The organism is Burkholderia sp. ZZQ-2, assembly GCF_050768715.1.
GTDB classification, from domain to species: Bacteria; Pseudomonadota; Gammaproteobacteria; order Burkholderiales; family Burkholderiaceae; genus Burkholderia; species Burkholderia cepacia.
In genome coordinates this window covers 22,904-38,265 of the sequence record NZ_LDVA01000313.1, presented here as the reverse complement: position 1 = coordinate 38,265, position 15,362 = coordinate 22,904, and the positions used below count along the sequence as shown (strand labels likewise).

Sequence of the window (15,362 nt, the reverse complement as noted above, 5' to 3'; positions counted from 1 at the left end):
GTCGGCGGCGGCACGCCGAGCCCCAGGAAGTCGAGGCTCGTCAGCGACAGGATCGCCGCGCTCATCCGGAACGGCAGGAACGTGATCACCGGCGTCAGGCTGTTCGGCAGCACGTGCCTCCAGATGATCTGTGCGTTCGACAGCCCCATCGTGCGTGCCGCTTTCACGTAGTCGAGCGCGCGGTTGCGCAGGAATTCGGCGCGGACGTAGTCGGACAGCACGAGCCAGCCGAACATCGACAGCAGCACGAACAGCAGCCACAGCGACGGCGTGAAGATCGACGCGAAGATGATCAGCAGGTACAGGTCAGGCAGCGCGCTCCAGATCTCGATCAGGCGCTGGCCGATCAGGTCGGTGCGCCCGCCGTAGAAACCCTGCACCGCCCCCGCGAGCACGCCGATCAGCATGCCCGACGCGGTCAGCGCGAACGCCATCAGCACCGACAGCCGGAACCCGTACAGCAGCCGCGCGAGCACGTCGCGCCCGAACTGGTCGGTGCCGAGCCAGTTGCTCGACGACGGCGGCGCCGGATACGGGCGCGACGCGAAATAGTCGATTGTGTCGTAACGATAGCGGTTCGGCGGGAAGATCGCGAAGTTGCCGCGCGCGTCGAGGTTCGCGCGAATGGCAGGGTCGAGATAGTTCGTCTTCGCGGGAAAATCGCCGCCAAAGCGCGTTTCCGGATAATCCGTCACGATCGGGAACGCGTAGTGCCCGTCATACCGCAGCACGAGCGGACGGTCGTTCGACAGCACGTCGGCGAACAGGCTGATCGCGAACAGCGCGACGAAGATCACGAAACTCCAGTAGCCGAGCGGCTGCGTGCGAAAACGCAACCATGTGCGCCGCCACGGCGACGGCGAGGCCGCGCACGCCGCGCATGCCTGGTCAGCGGTCCAGGCTGTTGAACTGGATACGGGGGTCGACGAGGACATAGCAGATATCCGCGATGAGTTTGGTCAGAAGACCGATGAGCGTGAACAGGAACAGCGAGCCGAGCACGACCGGATAGTCGCGGCGGATCACCGAGTCGTATGACAGTTGCCCCATGCCGTCGAGCGAGAACAGTGTCTCGATCAGCAGGTTGCCGTTCAGGAATGCACCGACAAACGCGGCCGGCAGCCCGGTCAGCAGCGGGATCGCCGCGTTGCGCAGCACGTGCTTCCACAGCACGTCGCGCTCGGGTACGCCTTTCGCGCGGGCGGTCAGCACGTACTGTCGGCCGATTTCATCGAGGAACGTGTTCTTGGTCAGGATCGTGACGATCGCGAAGTTGCCGACCACCGACGCCGTCACCGGCATCACGATGTGCCACAGATAGTCGAGCGCCTTTCCGATCAGCGTCAGGTCGTCGAAGTTGTCGGACGTGAGCCCGCGCATCGGGAACACCTGCCAGAACGTGCCGCCGCCGAACAGCATCAGCAGCAGCACGCCGAGCACGAAGCCCGGCACCGCGTAGCCGGCCAGCACCAGCACGCTCGTCACGGTGTCGAACCGCGACCCGTTGCGCACCGCCTTCGCGATGCCGAGCGGCACCGACACCAGGTACGTGAGAATCACCGTCCACATCCCGAGCGTGATCGACACCGGCAGCTTCGAGCGGATCACGTCCCACACGCGCGCATGGACGAAGTACGAGTCGCCGAGGTCGAATCGCGCGTATGCCTTCAGCATCATCCAGTAGCGCTCGAGCGGCGGCTTGTCGAAGCCGAACTGCCTGCGGATCTGCTCGACCTGCTGCGGATCGACGCCCTGGCTGCCGTGGTAGCCCCCGCCTCCGCCGCCCGCCTCGCCGCCGTGCGCGCTGCCGTGGCGCAACTGCGTGAGGACCTGCTCGACCGGGCCGCCCGGCACGAACTGCGTGACCGCAAACGTGATCGTCACGACGCCGATCAGCGTCGGGACCATCAGCAGCAACCGCCGGAATATGTAGCCAATCATCGTGGTGCTCTCCGTTCCGTCATGTACCGGAAACCCGCGCGGCGCCCGCCGGTTTCTTCCGGTACCAGTAGCTGATGATCCAGTCCTCGTACTGGTAGGAATCCGGAACGATGGCCGGATGTCCGTAGCTCGCCTTGTACGCGATCCGTGCGTTCGGCAGATAGTAATGCGGCACGAGGATGTACAGGTTGATCAGCACGCGGTCGAGCGCGTGCGTGGCCGTCTCGAGATCGTCGAGCGTGTCGGCCGCGAGCGCCGCGCGGATCAGCGCGTCGACCGCCTTCGACTTCACGCCCGGATAGTTCTCGGAGCCGACCTGGGACGCCGCCGCGCTGCCGAAACGGCGTGCGAGCTCCGCCCCCGGGATCGTGACGGGCGAATAGATGAAGGTCGTCATGTCGTACTGGAAGTTGTCCAGGCGCCGCTGGTAAAGCGCGCTGTCGAGCTCGTGCAGCGACGCGCGGATGCCGAGCGTGCCGAGCGCCTGGATGTACGGCAGGATCAACCGGTCCATGCCCGGCTGGTCGTCGATGATCTCGATCGTCATCGGCGTGCCGTTCGCGTCGCGCAGCGCACCGTCCCGAAAATGCCAGCCGGCCTGCGCGAGCAGGTCGCGCGCCTGCTTCAGGTTCGCGCGCAACGAGCCAGGCGGCAGCGTCGACGGCGGCCGGATCATCGGGCCGAACACCTCGGCCGGCAGTTCGGCGCGATACGGCGCGAGCAGCGCCAGCTCGCGCTCGCTCGGCATGCCCTTCGCGCCGAACGGGCTCGCCGCCCAGAAGCTGTCCGTGCGGCGGTACTGCCCGTAGAACATCATCCGGTTCATCCAGTCGTAGTCGAATGCGAGCGTCAATGCATGACGCACGCGTACGTCGGAGAACTGCGGTTTGCGCAGGTTGATCAGAAAGCCCTGCATCTGTGCGGGGCCGTCCGGGAATTCCCCCTGCTTCAGCATCCCGTTGCGGAAATTGCGGCCGACGTAACGACGTGCCCATTGCGTCGCGCTGTATTCCATGCGCGCATCGATGTCGCCGGCCTTGAATGCCTCCAGCATCGTGTACTGGTCGAGATACAGCTTGAACGACACGCGCGCGAAGCGGTACATGCCGCGCCGCGACGGCAGGTTCGCGGCCCAGTAACGCGGATTGCGCACATAGACGATCTGCTTGTCGTTCTTGCGCTGTTCGATCAGGTAAGGGCCGCTCGCGATCGGCGGCACCGTTGCGATCTGGTCGAACGGCGGCCGCGTGCCGTCGGCCCGCATGCCCCACTTCGGCGAGAACACCGGCAGGTCGCCCGCGATCAGCGCGGCGTCGCGCTCCGCATGCTTGAACTCGAAGCGCACCGTGTGGCCGTCGACGACCACTGCGCGCCGGATCACCGAAAACTGCGCGTTGAAGAGCGGCGACGCCTGCGGGCCCGACAGCGTGTCGAACGAGTATTTGACGTCGTCCGCCGTGATCGGGTCGCCGTTGGAGAAACGTGCGGCCGGATCGATGTGGAACGTGGCCGAGAGTCCGTCGGGCGCGACCTGAACGTCGTCGGCGATCAATGCATACTCGGATGCGAGCTCGTCCCAGCTGCGCTGCATCAGCGTGTCGAACATCAGGTTCTTGATGTCCGGTGCGGGCGAGCCGCGCACGAGGAACGGGTTCAGCGAATCGTAGCTCTGCGCTTCGTTGTAGTTCTGAAAGGCCAAAGTGCCGTCGTCCGGCGCGTCGGGGTCCGCATACGCGAAATGCGTGAATCCCGCCGGATACTTCGGCGCGCCGAACTGCGCGATCGCCGGCGCAGCCACCGCGCCCGCGATCGCGACGCCGTACGCGAGCACGGCTGCGCACACGGCGATCGCGCCCCGGGCCGCGATCGCCTGCGCGCGCCGCGCGTGCAACATCGATACTGTCATCATCGGTCTTCGTGTGATCGCACCGGCGCGCGGCCGGTGCCATGTCGATTCGAAATGCGGAAACGCATGCGGTCGGCGACCGCAACGGCCGACCGCATGCGCGGGCACGCGCCGTCAGAACCGGTAGGTCGCACCGGCCTGCGCAAAGCGGCCGACGTACGTGTACAGCGACGTGTCGTAGCCGGTCTGGTAGGCCGCGTTCATGTACACGGGATCGAACGGCGGCTTGCGGTTGAAGATGTTGTTGATGCCCGCATACAGCGTCCAGTGCTTGAACCCGGTATAGCTGACGGTCATGTTGAACTGGCTGTACGACGCGACGCTGTCCTGCATGTTCGGGTAGTTCCCGGCCGGCAGGATCGCCTGGCTGTACGGGCCCACGTAGATCCACGTCAGCGTCGTGTTCCACTTCCGGTAGTTCCAGTTCAGGTCCGTATTGCCCTTCCAGCGCGGGAAGCTGCCGCCGAACGGCTGGTTCACCGAACCGTTGTTGCCCGCGAAGTCGGTATCGACGCCGCCCACCGGCATCTTGAAGTGCCACACGTACGCCCAGTCGCCCGACAGCGTGAACGTGCCGATCGCCGTCTTCACCGACTGGCGGAACGTCGTCTCGAAGCCGTCCGTGTCGAGATGCGACAGGTTCTTGTACGGCATCACCACGTACGCGATCGAACCGTTCGGGTTGCGTATCACGCGAGACGGATCGTTCGCGTCGACCACGCTCTGCACGTCGTCGGTACCGATCACGTTGTCGACGTGGATCTTGTACCAGTCGAAGCCGATGTCGGTCGTGCGCGTCGGCGACAGCTGGAAGCCGATGTTGTAGTTCTTCGTACGCTCGGGCTGCAGGTTCTGGTTGCCCGCCTGGATTTCTTCCGTCAGGTTGTACGAGCCGGGCGCGTTCCGATCGTGCGCGTCGATCACGCCTTGCGTGGAGAAGGTACGTGACGCCGTATTCTCGATCAGCGTCGGTGCACGGAAGCCGCGCGTGTACGACGCGTAGGTCGTGAACTCGCGCACCGGCTGGAAACGCAGCGCGAAGCGCGGCGAAAACGCCCCGCCGAAATCGCTGTAGTGATCGTAGCGGCCCGACTGGCTGAAGGTGAGGTTTTTCAGGATCGGTACGTCGAGCTGGTAGTAGACCGCCGCGACATTGCGCTGGCCGTTGACCGACTGCATCGCCGGCCGGATGAGCGTGCCGTCCGCCCAGCCCGAGCCCGTGCCGATGTACTGGGTTTCATGCAGGAATTGCGTACCCAGGCCGAGTCCGACGTTGCCGGTGGGCAGCGTGAACAGGTTCGGCGTCGCAATCGTCGCATCGACCGAGTCGAGTTTCGTGATCGCCTGCGTGCTGGTGCTGCCATAGGCGCCATCGAGGCCATGCGGCGTCGCGGCCGGATTCGCGAAGTCGAACCCGCCGTTCTGAACGATGTTCTCCAGCGCGGATGCCCGCATCCGGTTCGAGAAGTCGTTCGACACCTCGCTCTGCGAGTGCGAGTACGCCACCGACCAATCCCAGTCGCCCACCTTGGGTGTGGAGAAGGTACCCTTGACGCCCGTCGCCGCCCGCCAGAAATTCGCGCTCGTGCGAACAGACTGCGTGTCTCCGAACGTGTAGCGAAGCTGCGTCGGCGTGCCGAACGGATTGTACGGATTGCTGCCCGGCACGACGTTCGGCACCAGCTTGACGCCCCCCGTCGCGGGATCGTACGTCTGCGTATTCGAACGCAGGCGCTCGACGCCGGTGTTCGTGACCGTCGTATTGTTGCTTTCCCACAGGTCGGCGAATGCCTGCATCGCGTCGTTGATCTTGAAGTCGGCATGCACCTTCGCGCTCAAGCGTTCGGTCCACGGCGAGATCGACGATGCGTATGCGGTATTGTTGCCGCACACGCTGCCGCTTTCGCCGAATGCCTGCGCAGTCGAGCCGGCCGGAATCGCCTTGCCGCCGCGCGGGCATGGCGACAGCGGCACGTCGGTGCCATTGCGCCGCCAGTACGACAGCGATTCGTTGTCCAGGCCGCCGGGGAAATTCGAGAAATTCTGGTTCTGCGACATGTCGCGATCGGACGCCAGAATCCCGTTGGACTTGTAGTAGCTGAGCGCCGCGGTCACGTTGAAGCGATCCGAATTCAGGTCGCCGATGCCGCCCAGGATGCTGAACTGGGTCGTGCCCGCGCCGCCGCCGCCCTGCGTCGCGCCGCCGTAGCTGCCGCCAAGCTCGAGCCCCTGGAAGTTCTTCTTGGTGATGATGTTCACGACGCCCGCGATGGCATCCGAGCCGTACTGCGACACAGCGCCGGTCTTGACGATCTCGATGCGGTCGATGATGTTGATCGGCAGCGTGTTCAGGTCGAAGAACTGGTCGGTGCCGTTCACGGCGAACGCGTAGGGTGCCACGCGCTGCCCGTCCACCAGCACCAGCGTGTACTTTTCGCTGAGACCGCGCAATGCGATGCCCGCACCGCCCGGCGCGAAACTGCCCTGCGCGCCCGAGCCTTCGCCCCAGCTGCTTGACGAGTTCGCCGACACGCCGCGCAGGAAATCCGATACCGTCGTGTAGCCGCTGTTCTCGATGTCCTTGGCCGTGACGGTCTGCACCTGGTTGAAGCCGACCTTGTCCGCACTGCGGATCAGCGAGCCCGTCACCTCGAAGCGCTTGATCTGCGCGACCTTGCCCTGCGCCGCCGCGCCACCGGCCGGCACGCCGGCTCCCGGGCCCGGCTCACCGGTCGGCACAGGCGCATCCTGCGCGACCGCCGTCGCAATCTCAGCCCCCCCGGGCGACGGCTGACTCTGCGCGAATGCCGGCGCCGCCAGCGTGGCCGTCAGCGCCATTTCCGCCCAGATCATCCTCTTGATAGCCAACGCCAAAACTTTCTGCTTCATCTTGGTCCACTCGTTCATCAATAAGAACCCACCGGTTTTGCCCGGGATCTTGTGAATCCCCGCCCGCTTCCGGGCCCTGCGCACCGGCCCCGTGATTTCCGACCTGCCACCTGCACTGCCTCGAGCCCGCCGGCAACGCGACCTGCGCCCCGTGTTGCCGGCTCCTTCGTTTGGCGCGGCCATCCCGACCGCACGCCTCACACGTTCCATCCAAAAACATTCAGTAATACTTATGTAAGCACCCGGTGAAACGGATGCGTTTTCGTGTTCTCTCAGGCTCCGGCCGGCGCCCCGACCCAGACGATCACCGCTTCCTCGTTGGTGGCGTTGCTCCAGACCTGGGTCGGGGTCGACTCGTAGTGCGCGGCATCGCCCGCTTTCAGCACGACGGTGCGGTCGTCCAGCGTCAGCTCGAGCTCGCCGTTCATCACGTAGACGAATGCCTCGCCGGCGTAAGGTGCTGCTTCAGGCGTGGCCCGGCCCCGTGGAATCCGGAACAGCCTCGCATCCAGCTTCGTTCCGCTCGCCAGATGCGAAAGCTGTGCGAACGCACTGGCTAGCGACTCGACGCCGCAATGCTGCAGCGATTCGCACTGGCACGCCGTCGGCGTGTCGGGCGACGCGCCGACGAAATGGTCGATCGTCACGCCCAGCGCCTTCGCGATGCCGACGAGCGTCGCGATCGACGGCATCGCGCGTCCGCGTTCGATCTGCGACAGGAACGGTTTGGAAATGCCAGCCGCAGCGGCGGTCACATCCAGCGTGAGCTTGAGCTGCCGGCGCAGCGTGCGAATCTTGTTTCCCATCGAGGTGGCGACAAGCATCGATTCATCGGAAGACGAAACCATAGTGAGACACGAACCCGTAGTCGAAACTGTTTGATGAATACGCTCCCCCGGTCGACGCGATCGCAGTGCGCATTCAGCGCGACTGCGTACCGACGGAAACCGTGATCGCGCGGCGGACATTCGATGTTACGGCTTTCCCGGTTTTCACATCTCCTCCCTACATTTGCACTACTGATCGATATGGATTCCCGGTTATCGTGTCGCATCGTCCACTCCGTCAAGGGCTCGTCGGGCCTCGCAAGGTGCCGGTCTCCGGCCCTGCCGCCAGCTTCACGGCATGTACTGCTCGTTGCCGATGAGGCCGATCTTCGTCGCCCCGACACGCTGCGCGCTTGCCAGCACGCCGGCGACGGCCCGGTACGGCGCGAGCTTGTCCGGACGCAGGCGGATCTCCGCCTGCACGGGCTCCGCGGCGACGTGCGCGAGCTTCTGCTCGAGTGCCGCGCGATCCGGCACTCGCGCGCCGTTCCAGGTCGTTGCGCCATCGGCGGCGATGTCGATCTGCACGGCCTCCGGCGGCTTCGACGGTGGCGGCGGATTGCCGACCGGCAGGTCCATCCGGACCGAGTGCATCTGGATCGGGATCGTGATGATCAACATGATCAGCAGCACCAGCATCACGTCGATCAGCGGCGTGGTGTTGATGTCGACCATCACGTCCGGCTCGCCGTCGCCCGAAGATACGTTCATGCCCATCGTCGACTCCTACCCGCCGCGCGCCGGCGGCTCGGTGATGAAAGAAACCTTGGCGATGCCCGACCGTTCGCACGCGGTGATCACGCGCCCGATGAATTCGTAGCGCGTGTTCTCGTCGCCGCGTACGTGCACGTCGGGCTGCGGTGACATCTGCGAGATGCCCTTCAGCTTCGCGAGCAGCGTCGGGCCGTCCACGTGCGTTTCGCCCCAGAAGAATTGCCCGTCGCGATTCACCGCGATTTCGACGCTTTTCGGCGTCGTCTCCAATGGCTGCACCGTTTCCTTCGGCAGCTCCAGCGGAATCGTGTGAGTTACGACCGGGATCGTGATCAGGAAAATGATCAGCAACACCAGCATCACGTCGACGAGCGGCGTCGTGTTGATGTTGGCGATCACGTCGTCGTTGTCGTCCTGCCCGACGTTCATGGCCATCGTGCACTCCCGCCTGCGTCAGTGCACGAGCGACGCGGCCGGCGTACCGGCGGCCCGCACCGTGCGCTTGCCGCCCGCGAGCAGCACCGTATGCAGCTGTGCGCCGAAGTTGCGCACCCGCTCCATCAGCGACTTGTTGCGACGGACCAGGAAGTTGTAGCCGAGCACGGCCGGCACCGCGACAGCGAGCCCGATCGCCGTCATGATCAGCGCCTCGCCGACCGGGCCCGCGACCTTGTCGATCGACGCCTGCCCGGCGATGCCGATGGCCGTCAGCGCGTGATAGATGCCCCACACCGTGCCGAACAGGCCGACGAACGGCGCGGTCGATCCAACTGTCGCGAGGAACGCGAGACCATCCTGCAGCCGGTTCGACACGTTGGTAATCGCGCGCTCGACCGAGACGTCGATCCACGTATTGCGGTCGACCGCCTCGAGCAACGCCGCGTCGTGATGCTCGCCGGCCTCGATCGCGGTCTCGGCGATGAAACGGAACGGCGACGCCTCGTCGAGCAGGCTCGCGCCGGCCGATAGCGACGGCGCGGACCAGAGCTGCTCGTCCGCGAGCTTCGCACGCCGGTTCGCACGGAATTGCTCGAGGAACTTCGCGATCATGATGTACCAACTGCCCATCGACATGATCACGAGCAGAATCAGCACGAATCGTGCGACGAAATCGCCGTTCTTCCACAGCGCGCCGAGCCCGTACGGATTCTCGACGGCCTGCGTCGCCGCCGGTGCAGGCGGCGGCAATGGCTCGTCCGCAGCCGCCTGCGGCGCGGACGCCGTCGCGGCCACGGCCACCGGCGCGCTCGCCTCGGCAAACGCCGGCTGCGGCACAACCAGCGCCTCGAGCGCGACGGAGGATATCAACATGCAGGCCGCGAGTGCAGCCAGTGAACGCTTTGCCATACCTACTCCACTTATTTCGTTTAACTGATCGATTGAAATTCCCGTCCTGCCGCCCCAGGGCCCTGCACGGGTCAGTTCAGGTTGAACGAGAACGGAACCTGGACGCGCACCGGCTGCCCCTGCGCCATGCACTTGAATCGCTTGACCGTGTTGTAGGCAGCGCGATCCAGGACTGGATCGGCCGACTGCGACACCCGTACGTTGGTGACGTTGCCGTCCGCATCGACGACGAATTCGATCGTGACATCGCCCGTGATGTTGTTTTCCTGCGCTTCCTTCGGATACTGCATCGATGCACGCATCTGGTCGGAATTCGGGCAGACCACGCCGACTTCATGGCTGACCGGCTTCGCCGCCGGCGCCGGCGGCGCGACGACGGGTGCCTGCACGGCCGGCGCGGACGGCACGGGCGCGGCCTGATGCGTGATCGCTGCCTGCGGAGGCGCCTGCACCGGTACCTCCGCCGGCGGCACGAATGGCGGCGGCGGCAACGTCGCCTTCGGCGGCGGCAGCTTGACCACCGGCAAAGGCGGCGGGGGCGGCGGCGGCTTCACCGGTTCGATGATGCGGGTTTCGATCGGATGCTGGATAACCTGCACGACCTTGGTCGCGAGGCCGTTGAGGAGCGCGTAGACCAGCAACACATGCAGCAGCAGAACGGCTGCGATACCGCCGAAGCGGCGCACCGGGTTCCGCTGTTTCCCGCCGAACTGCCGCTGGCGTCCGGGCCTCGCCGGTCCGCCTCCGGACGCGAGCACGCCATCCTCGATCTTGATACCCACCTTCAGTCCCCCAACGCGAATGTCGCCGATGCACGATGCCCCACGGCCCGGATAGCGGCAGTGTCTGATTCGAAACCCGGAAAGCCCGATTTACTTATTTTCGAAAATACGATTCCTACCCGTCGATCGCTCGATACGGGGAAAATACCTGCTCATCGAAATTGATTAGATTCCGGAGAATGAAACGGATGCCCGTCCGCTCGAGCAGAGACCGACGGAGTGCTACCCAGACGCAATCATGCGAATGGAAGGCAAAGATATTCGATAAGGAATTAATCCATCAAAAGACGCCACCCGTTGATTACAGAAGATATCAAGAAAAAATTTTGACCGTCAAACTTTTTTTGATGGAAAGACAAAAGTTTGATCACATCAAACTTTTCAAATTGACGACGACGAATGCGCGAGTTTAATTGCATCAAACATTCCCCATTTCAGTGCGCACGATAATCTGAACAAGTTTACCCACATCAAACTTCCACATAAATTTACTCGTCGGAAGCGATGCTTCCCGACGCAGAAGTCGACTCGAACGGGATCGGCATCCGGCGCCGTGCATCATCGCCGAACTGCCGGGGCACGCATCATCCGCTGCCCCCAACACCGCGCACGTCGTATATTCCGGCGGATTGCAGGCCATTGATCGAGGCAAGCTCGGCCAATACGAGCGTGGTCGCGCCGGTTCCATGCACGACGATCGACCGTTGCGGCACGCAGCCCCGACGGAGTGAACCCGCGGCGAACGAACAGCCGCAACCTCGCACACCGCCTTAATCCGGATGTCTTTCCCCGTTTTCAAAAAACAAATCCAATTCCATCGTGATTTCAATTTACCCCACCCTATCCATATCAATACAAGCATCGATCATTTGCCCGACCAAAAATCGATCGATAAAGTCTCTCGCCACGCGCGCCGACCATTAATCTCGAATTCGATACCCGATGGAAAAATTGAGCCACCCGTCACATTTCGGATTACATCCGTGATTCCGGGTGCTCGATCCGAATACAGGAATTGCGCGAACGACAGGGGGTTGCGAGTCGACATGCCATCGCAAACGGCATGGATACCCGGCAACTGCTAACCATTGAACTTGCTCGTCAACACAACTTGAAGATGCAAAACACGTCGCTCCATATCAAGAGCGTGGGCGCAATCGCGCTCTGCCTGTCCGGCCTCGCGATACCCTGGATGCCCGTCGCGGCACAGGAAGCCGCGTCGGGAGCCGCCGCCGTCGCCGCGCCGCCGAATGCGGCCAGCCCCTCCGCGCCGGCCCGTGGCGAGGCTGCCACGCAAAAACCGGCCACCGCATCGCTGAAGGCGTTTGTCGTGACGGGATCGCGTATTCCGCGCTCCGAGAAGGAAGGGGCGACGCCCGTCACCGTCATTACCGGTCAGGAGCTCGAATCGAAAGGGTACCGAAACGTCTTCGACGCGCTCCAGTCGCAAACCCAGAATACCGGCTTCACGCAAGGCGCCGACTACGGCAACACGTTCACGCCGGCCGCGAATGCGCTCAGCCTGCGCGGCCTCGGCCCGAACCACACGCTCGTGCTCGTCGACGGCCGGCGCGTGGCGGACTACCCGATCGCGTACGACGGCAACGTCAATTTCGTGAACCTGGCCAACATTCCGTCGGCGATGATCGACCGCATCGAAATCCTGAACGGCGCGGCCTCCGCCGTGTACGGCTCGGACGCGATTGCTGGCGTCGTCAACATCATCATGAAGAAGCACATCGACGGCATCGAGGTCAACGTCAAGGGCGGCCGCACCTGGGACGGCGGCGGCGGCAACGGGCGGCTGCAGGTGTCGGGCGGCAAGGAATTCGGCGCGCTGAGCACGGTGTTCGGTCTCGAGATCAGCAAGACCAACCCGATCTGGTCGGGGCAGCGCGACTTCATGGCGTCGTCGACGCTCGAAGGCGAACCGCCGACCAAGACCTGGGCGCGCCAGAACCTCGACACGGGCCGCTACGTCGGCGCCGCCGGCGCGTGCGGCCCGCTCGCCGGCATCGGCGCATTCGGCGGCACCTCGACCGTCGGCACCCGCAATGGCGCGTACTGCGGCAGCGGCGGCGCGCAGCCGTCGTACTGGACAACACAAACGAACAATGTCAGCGAGAACCTGTACGGCGGCGTCGAATACCGGCTGAGCGATCTCGTCACGCTGTTCGGCTCCGTGTCGACCGCCTGGAACCAGACCGAGAACAACACGCGCGGCCCGAGCTGGACGTCGGCCGCGGCGACGACCGGCTATTTCTTCAACCAGGAAACCGGCGCGAACGAGGCGTGGACCAAGCGCATCTCGCCCCAGGAGATCGGCGGCGCGTCGGTATGGAACAAGCACTGGAACGACGTCGCGGGCAACCTGATCACCGGCCTGCGCGGCAAAGTGCCCGACAGCAGCTGGAACTACGAGTTCACGTACAGCGCGTCCGGCTATCAGAGCCGCGCGACCGTGCCGCGCCTGCTGTCGAACGTCGACAGCTATTACCTCGGCCCGCAGCTCGGTACCGCCGCCGACGGTGCGCCGATCTACGCGCCCAACGCCGCACGCTTCGCGACCCCGCTCACACCGAACCAGTTCGCGTCGATGTACGGTGAATCGACCAGCAGGAACAACACGTGGACGCAGACCGTCAGCCTCGCCGCCAACGGCAACCTGTTCTCGCTGCCGGCCGGCCCCGTGCGCGCCGCCGGCGTGATCGAATACGGCACGCAAGGCTTCAGCAATTCGATCGACCCTGCCCTGAACCAGGGCGTCTACTACAACGCCGCCGGCGCAACCGGTGCGAGCGGCAACCGCAAGCGCTACGCCGCCGCGGTCGAGCTGCGCGTCCCGATCCTGAGCCAGCTGACCGCGAACGTCGCAACGCGCTATGACGACTACTCGTTCGCGGGCACCCGCAACAACAAGCTGACCTACGACCTGGGGCTCGAATACCGGCCGCTGCGCGAGCTGTTGCTGCGCGGCAATTACGGCACGAGCTTTCGCGCGCCGGACATGAATTACATCTTCATGAGCCAGTCGAAGGGCTATTTCGAATCGACCACCGACTACTTCCGCTGCAACCAGTCGGGGAAATCGCTCGCCTCATGCGAATACGCGAACGTGTCGCCGGGCTCGAACTTCATTCAGAAGGGCAATGCGAACCTGAAGCCGGAAAACGGGAAATCATGGGGCGCCGGCTTCGTGCTCGCGCCCACGCCGGACATCGACCTGTCGGCCGACTACTACAACATTCGCATCGACAATCTGGTGACGACCATCGATCCGGACAACCTGCTGAGAACCGAGGCCGCGTGCCGGGCGGGGCAACTGAGCGCCAGCTCGCCCAACTGCGTGGACGCGCTGAGCCGCGTGATCCGCAACCCGCTGACGGCCGTGCTCGACCCCGGCGCGATCAACACGATCCTCGTGAACCCGATCAACGCCGCGATGGAAAAGACGACGGGCTTCGACCTCGGCGGCAAATGGCGCTTTCGCCTCGGCCGCGCCGGCACCTTCCTGCTGAGCGCCAACTTCACCAAGGTCCTGAGCCACAAATATCAGCAGTACACGAACGGCCCGGTACAGGATCTCCTGCATTCGCTCGCCAACCCGACCGGCAACCCCGAATGGCCGGACAAGCTCATGCTGAGCCTGACCTGGTCGATCCCGAAGTGGACGTCGACGGTGCAGCTCGAGCGCTACGGCAAGGTACCGAACGCCGCCCAGACCGCGTATCTGACGCCGACCACACTCGCGAACCTGAGCATCTCGCACCAGTTCTCGCGGGATACGTCACTGACCTTCGTGATGAACAACGTGTTCAATACGATCAAGCACGACGATTCCTCCGGCTGGCCGTACTACACCGTGGGCTACTACATGCCGTACGGCCGCACGCTGTGGCTCGAGTTCAGCCATCACTTCAGTTGATCCGGACGACACATGCCCGCAGCGGTATCGCTGGCCGGACCGGCCAGCGTTCTGCTACCCGCATGTGCGCGCAACGCCCCTGCCGGCGATGATCGATATCGGGGCGGACCTGCCCGCGCAGGTTCGTCTGCTGGCCGTCGGAAACCTCGTGGCGACACGCACCGCCCCGCTTCACTGCACGCTAACCCAGGATGCAATATATTTTCCCCGCGATCGCGACATGCCCCGGCAATCGAGCCGGGAAATGCATCGTCGCGGAATCGCATCGTGTTCTTTCTCATTCACCGGCACCTGAAGTAATCAGGGGCATCCGTATCGGCACTCCATGTTTTCGAATAAATTCCCGATTCTCATCGCAGCCAGCGCAATATTAGCGGCCCATGCATCAGCACAAACCACCGCGTCCGCGCCCGTCCCCGAACAACTGCCATACGACATCCCTTACGGCCCGCCCATCACGCTGACGCAGGCGCGTACCGCCATGGCGGCCGCCGAAACAGAGGCGCGACGCCGAAACTGGAAATACGCGATTGCCGTGGTCGACAGCGGCGGGAACCTGGTTTCGTGCGACAAAATGGACGGGACGCAACTCGCATCGGTTGAAATCGCGGAGGCCAAGGCGCGCGCGTCGGCTCGATTCCGCAGACAGACCCGGGATCTGCAAAACGCCATCAACAACGGCGCGACCGCCAATCTCAGCATCCCGGGGATTCTCGCGGGCGAAGGCGGCATCCCGATCGTGATCGACGGGCACCTGATCGGCGCGATCGGGGCCAGCGGTGGCGCGGGTGTGCAGGATAGTGTCATCGCGGCAGCCGGTGCCGCGGCAATCAAGTAAGTCGCACTCCCTCGCGCCTGTCGCAAAACCGTATCGTCGACGACGCTCGCGCTGCCGTCGCACTGCTCACTTCGGCAATACAGCAGTCGAATCCCGACGTTTTAATTACTTCAAGCTTTCGATTTCGTTCTAAATCGGTCACAGCGGGCCGATACCGTGTTGAAAATACGCGATTCGACCGATATCGATACAC

General features: G+C 64.1%; 11 protein-coding genes. 2 read left to right on the top strand and 9 right to left on the bottom strand.

Going from position 1 to position 15,362, the window contains the following annotated elements; genetic code table 11:
• From ABY44_RS28450 to ABY44_RS28410, 9 genes are all read right to left on the bottom strand, one after another.
• Positions 1–935: ABC transporter permease (locus ABY44_RS28450; RefSeq protein WP_431642800.1), on the bottom strand; the 935-nt coding region annotated here is incomplete at its 3' end.
• Positions 889–1,941, bottom strand: a complete 1,053-nt coding sequence (locus tag ABY44_RS28445) for a microcin C ABC transporter permease YejB (protein ID WP_027792453.1) — start codon at positions 1,939–1,941, stop codon at positions 889–891. The genes ABY44_RS28445 and ABY44_RS28450, both read right to left, overlap by 47 nt.
• 19 nt (positions 1,942–1,960) lie before the next feature.
• The gene (locus ABY44_RS28440; RefSeq protein WP_060173245.1) at positions 1,961–3,847 is read right to left on the bottom strand and encodes an extracellular solute-binding protein; all 1,887 of its coding nucleotides are present in this window, start codon (positions 3,845–3,847) and stop codon (positions 1,961–1,963) included.
• 114 nt (positions 3,848–3,961) lie between these two features.
• A complete protein-coding gene (locus ABY44_RS28435; protein WP_060173234.1) occupies positions 3,962–6,736 on the bottom strand; it encodes a TonB-dependent receptor in 2,775 nt (924 codons plus the stop codon).
• A gap of 272 nt (positions 6,737–7,008) precedes the next feature.
• Positions 7,009–7,584: a helix-turn-helix domain-containing protein gene (locus tag ABY44_RS28430; protein ID WP_027792451.1), complete on the bottom strand. Its 576-nt coding sequence runs from the start codon at positions 7,582–7,584 to the stop codon at positions 7,009–7,011.
• Positions 7,585–7,854: 270 nt separating this feature from the next.
• Positions 7,855–8,280: an ExbD/TolR family protein gene (locus ABY44_RS28425; RefSeq protein ID WP_059696037.1), complete on the bottom strand. Its 426-nt coding sequence runs from the start codon at positions 8,278–8,280 to the stop codon at positions 7,855–7,857.
• A gap of 9 nt (positions 8,281–8,289) precedes the next feature.
• Entirely contained in the window at positions 8,290–8,712 is a 423-nt protein-coding gene (locus tag ABY44_RS28420; RefSeq protein ID WP_027792449.1) for an ExbD/TolR family protein, read from the bottom strand.
• A gap of 18 nt (positions 8,713–8,730) precedes the next feature.
• Positions 8,731–9,624: a MotA/TolQ/ExbB proton channel family protein gene (locus ABY44_RS28415; protein ID WP_060173235.1), complete on the bottom strand. Its 894-nt coding sequence runs from the start codon at positions 9,622–9,624 to the stop codon at positions 8,731–8,733.
• 71 nt (positions 9,625–9,695) lie between these two features.
• Positions 9,696–10,400, bottom strand: a complete 705-nt coding sequence (locus ABY44_RS28410; protein ID WP_059688577.1) for an energy transducer TonB — start codon at positions 10,398–10,400, stop codon at positions 9,696–9,698.
• A gap of 1,123 nt (positions 10,401–11,523) precedes the next feature.
• Here ABY44_RS28410 and ABY44_RS28405 point away from each other — a divergent pair.
• A complete protein-coding gene (locus ABY44_RS28405) occupies positions 11,524–14,331 on the top strand; it encodes a TonB-dependent receptor domain-containing protein (protein WP_081072833.1) in 2,808 nt (935 codons plus the stop codon).
• A 325-nt stretch (positions 14,332–14,656) separates the two neighbouring features.
• A complete protein-coding gene (locus ABY44_RS28400; RefSeq protein WP_431642840.1) occupies positions 14,657–15,169 on the top strand; it encodes a GlcG/HbpS family heme-binding protein in 513 nt (170 codons plus the stop codon).
• Positions 15,170–15,362: the final 193 nt, after the last annotated feature.

Excerpts from the sequence above, each read along its gene's own strand:
- ABY44_RS28445 (WP_027792453.1), bottom strand. The coding sequence starts at position 1,941 with ATGATTGGCTACATATTCCGGCGGTTGCTGCTGATGGTCCCGACGCTG.
- ABY44_RS28440 (WP_060173245.1), bottom strand. The coding sequence starts at position 3,847 with ATGACAGTATCGATGTTGCACGCGCGGCGCGCGCAGGCGATCGCGGCC.
- ABY44_RS28435 (WP_060173234.1), bottom strand. The coding sequence starts at position 6,736 with ATGAAGCAGAAAGTTTTGGCGTTGGCTATCAAGAGGATGATCTGGGCG.
- ABY44_RS28430 (WP_027792451.1), bottom strand. The coding sequence starts at position 7,584 with ATGGTTTCGTCTTCCGATGAATCGATGCTTGTCGCCACCTCGATGGGA.
- ABY44_RS28425 (WP_059696037.1), bottom strand. The coding sequence starts at position 8,280 with ATGGGCATGAACGTATCTTCGGGCGACGGCGAGCCGGACGTGATGGTC.
- ABY44_RS28420 (WP_027792449.1), bottom strand. The coding sequence starts at position 8,712 with ATGGCCATGAACGTCGGGCAGGACGACAACGACGACGTGATCGCCAAC.
- ABY44_RS28415 (WP_060173235.1), bottom strand. The coding sequence starts at position 9,624 with ATGGCAAAGCGTTCACTGGCTGCACTCGCGGCCTGCATGTTGATATCC.
- ABY44_RS28405 (WP_081072833.1), top strand. The coding sequence starts at position 11,524 with ATGCAAAACACGTCGCTCCATATCAAGAGCGTGGGCGCAATCGCGCTC.
- ABY44_RS28400 (WP_431642840.1), top strand. The coding sequence starts at position 14,657 with ATGTTTTCGAATAAATTCCCGATTCTCATCGCAGCCAGCGCAATATTA.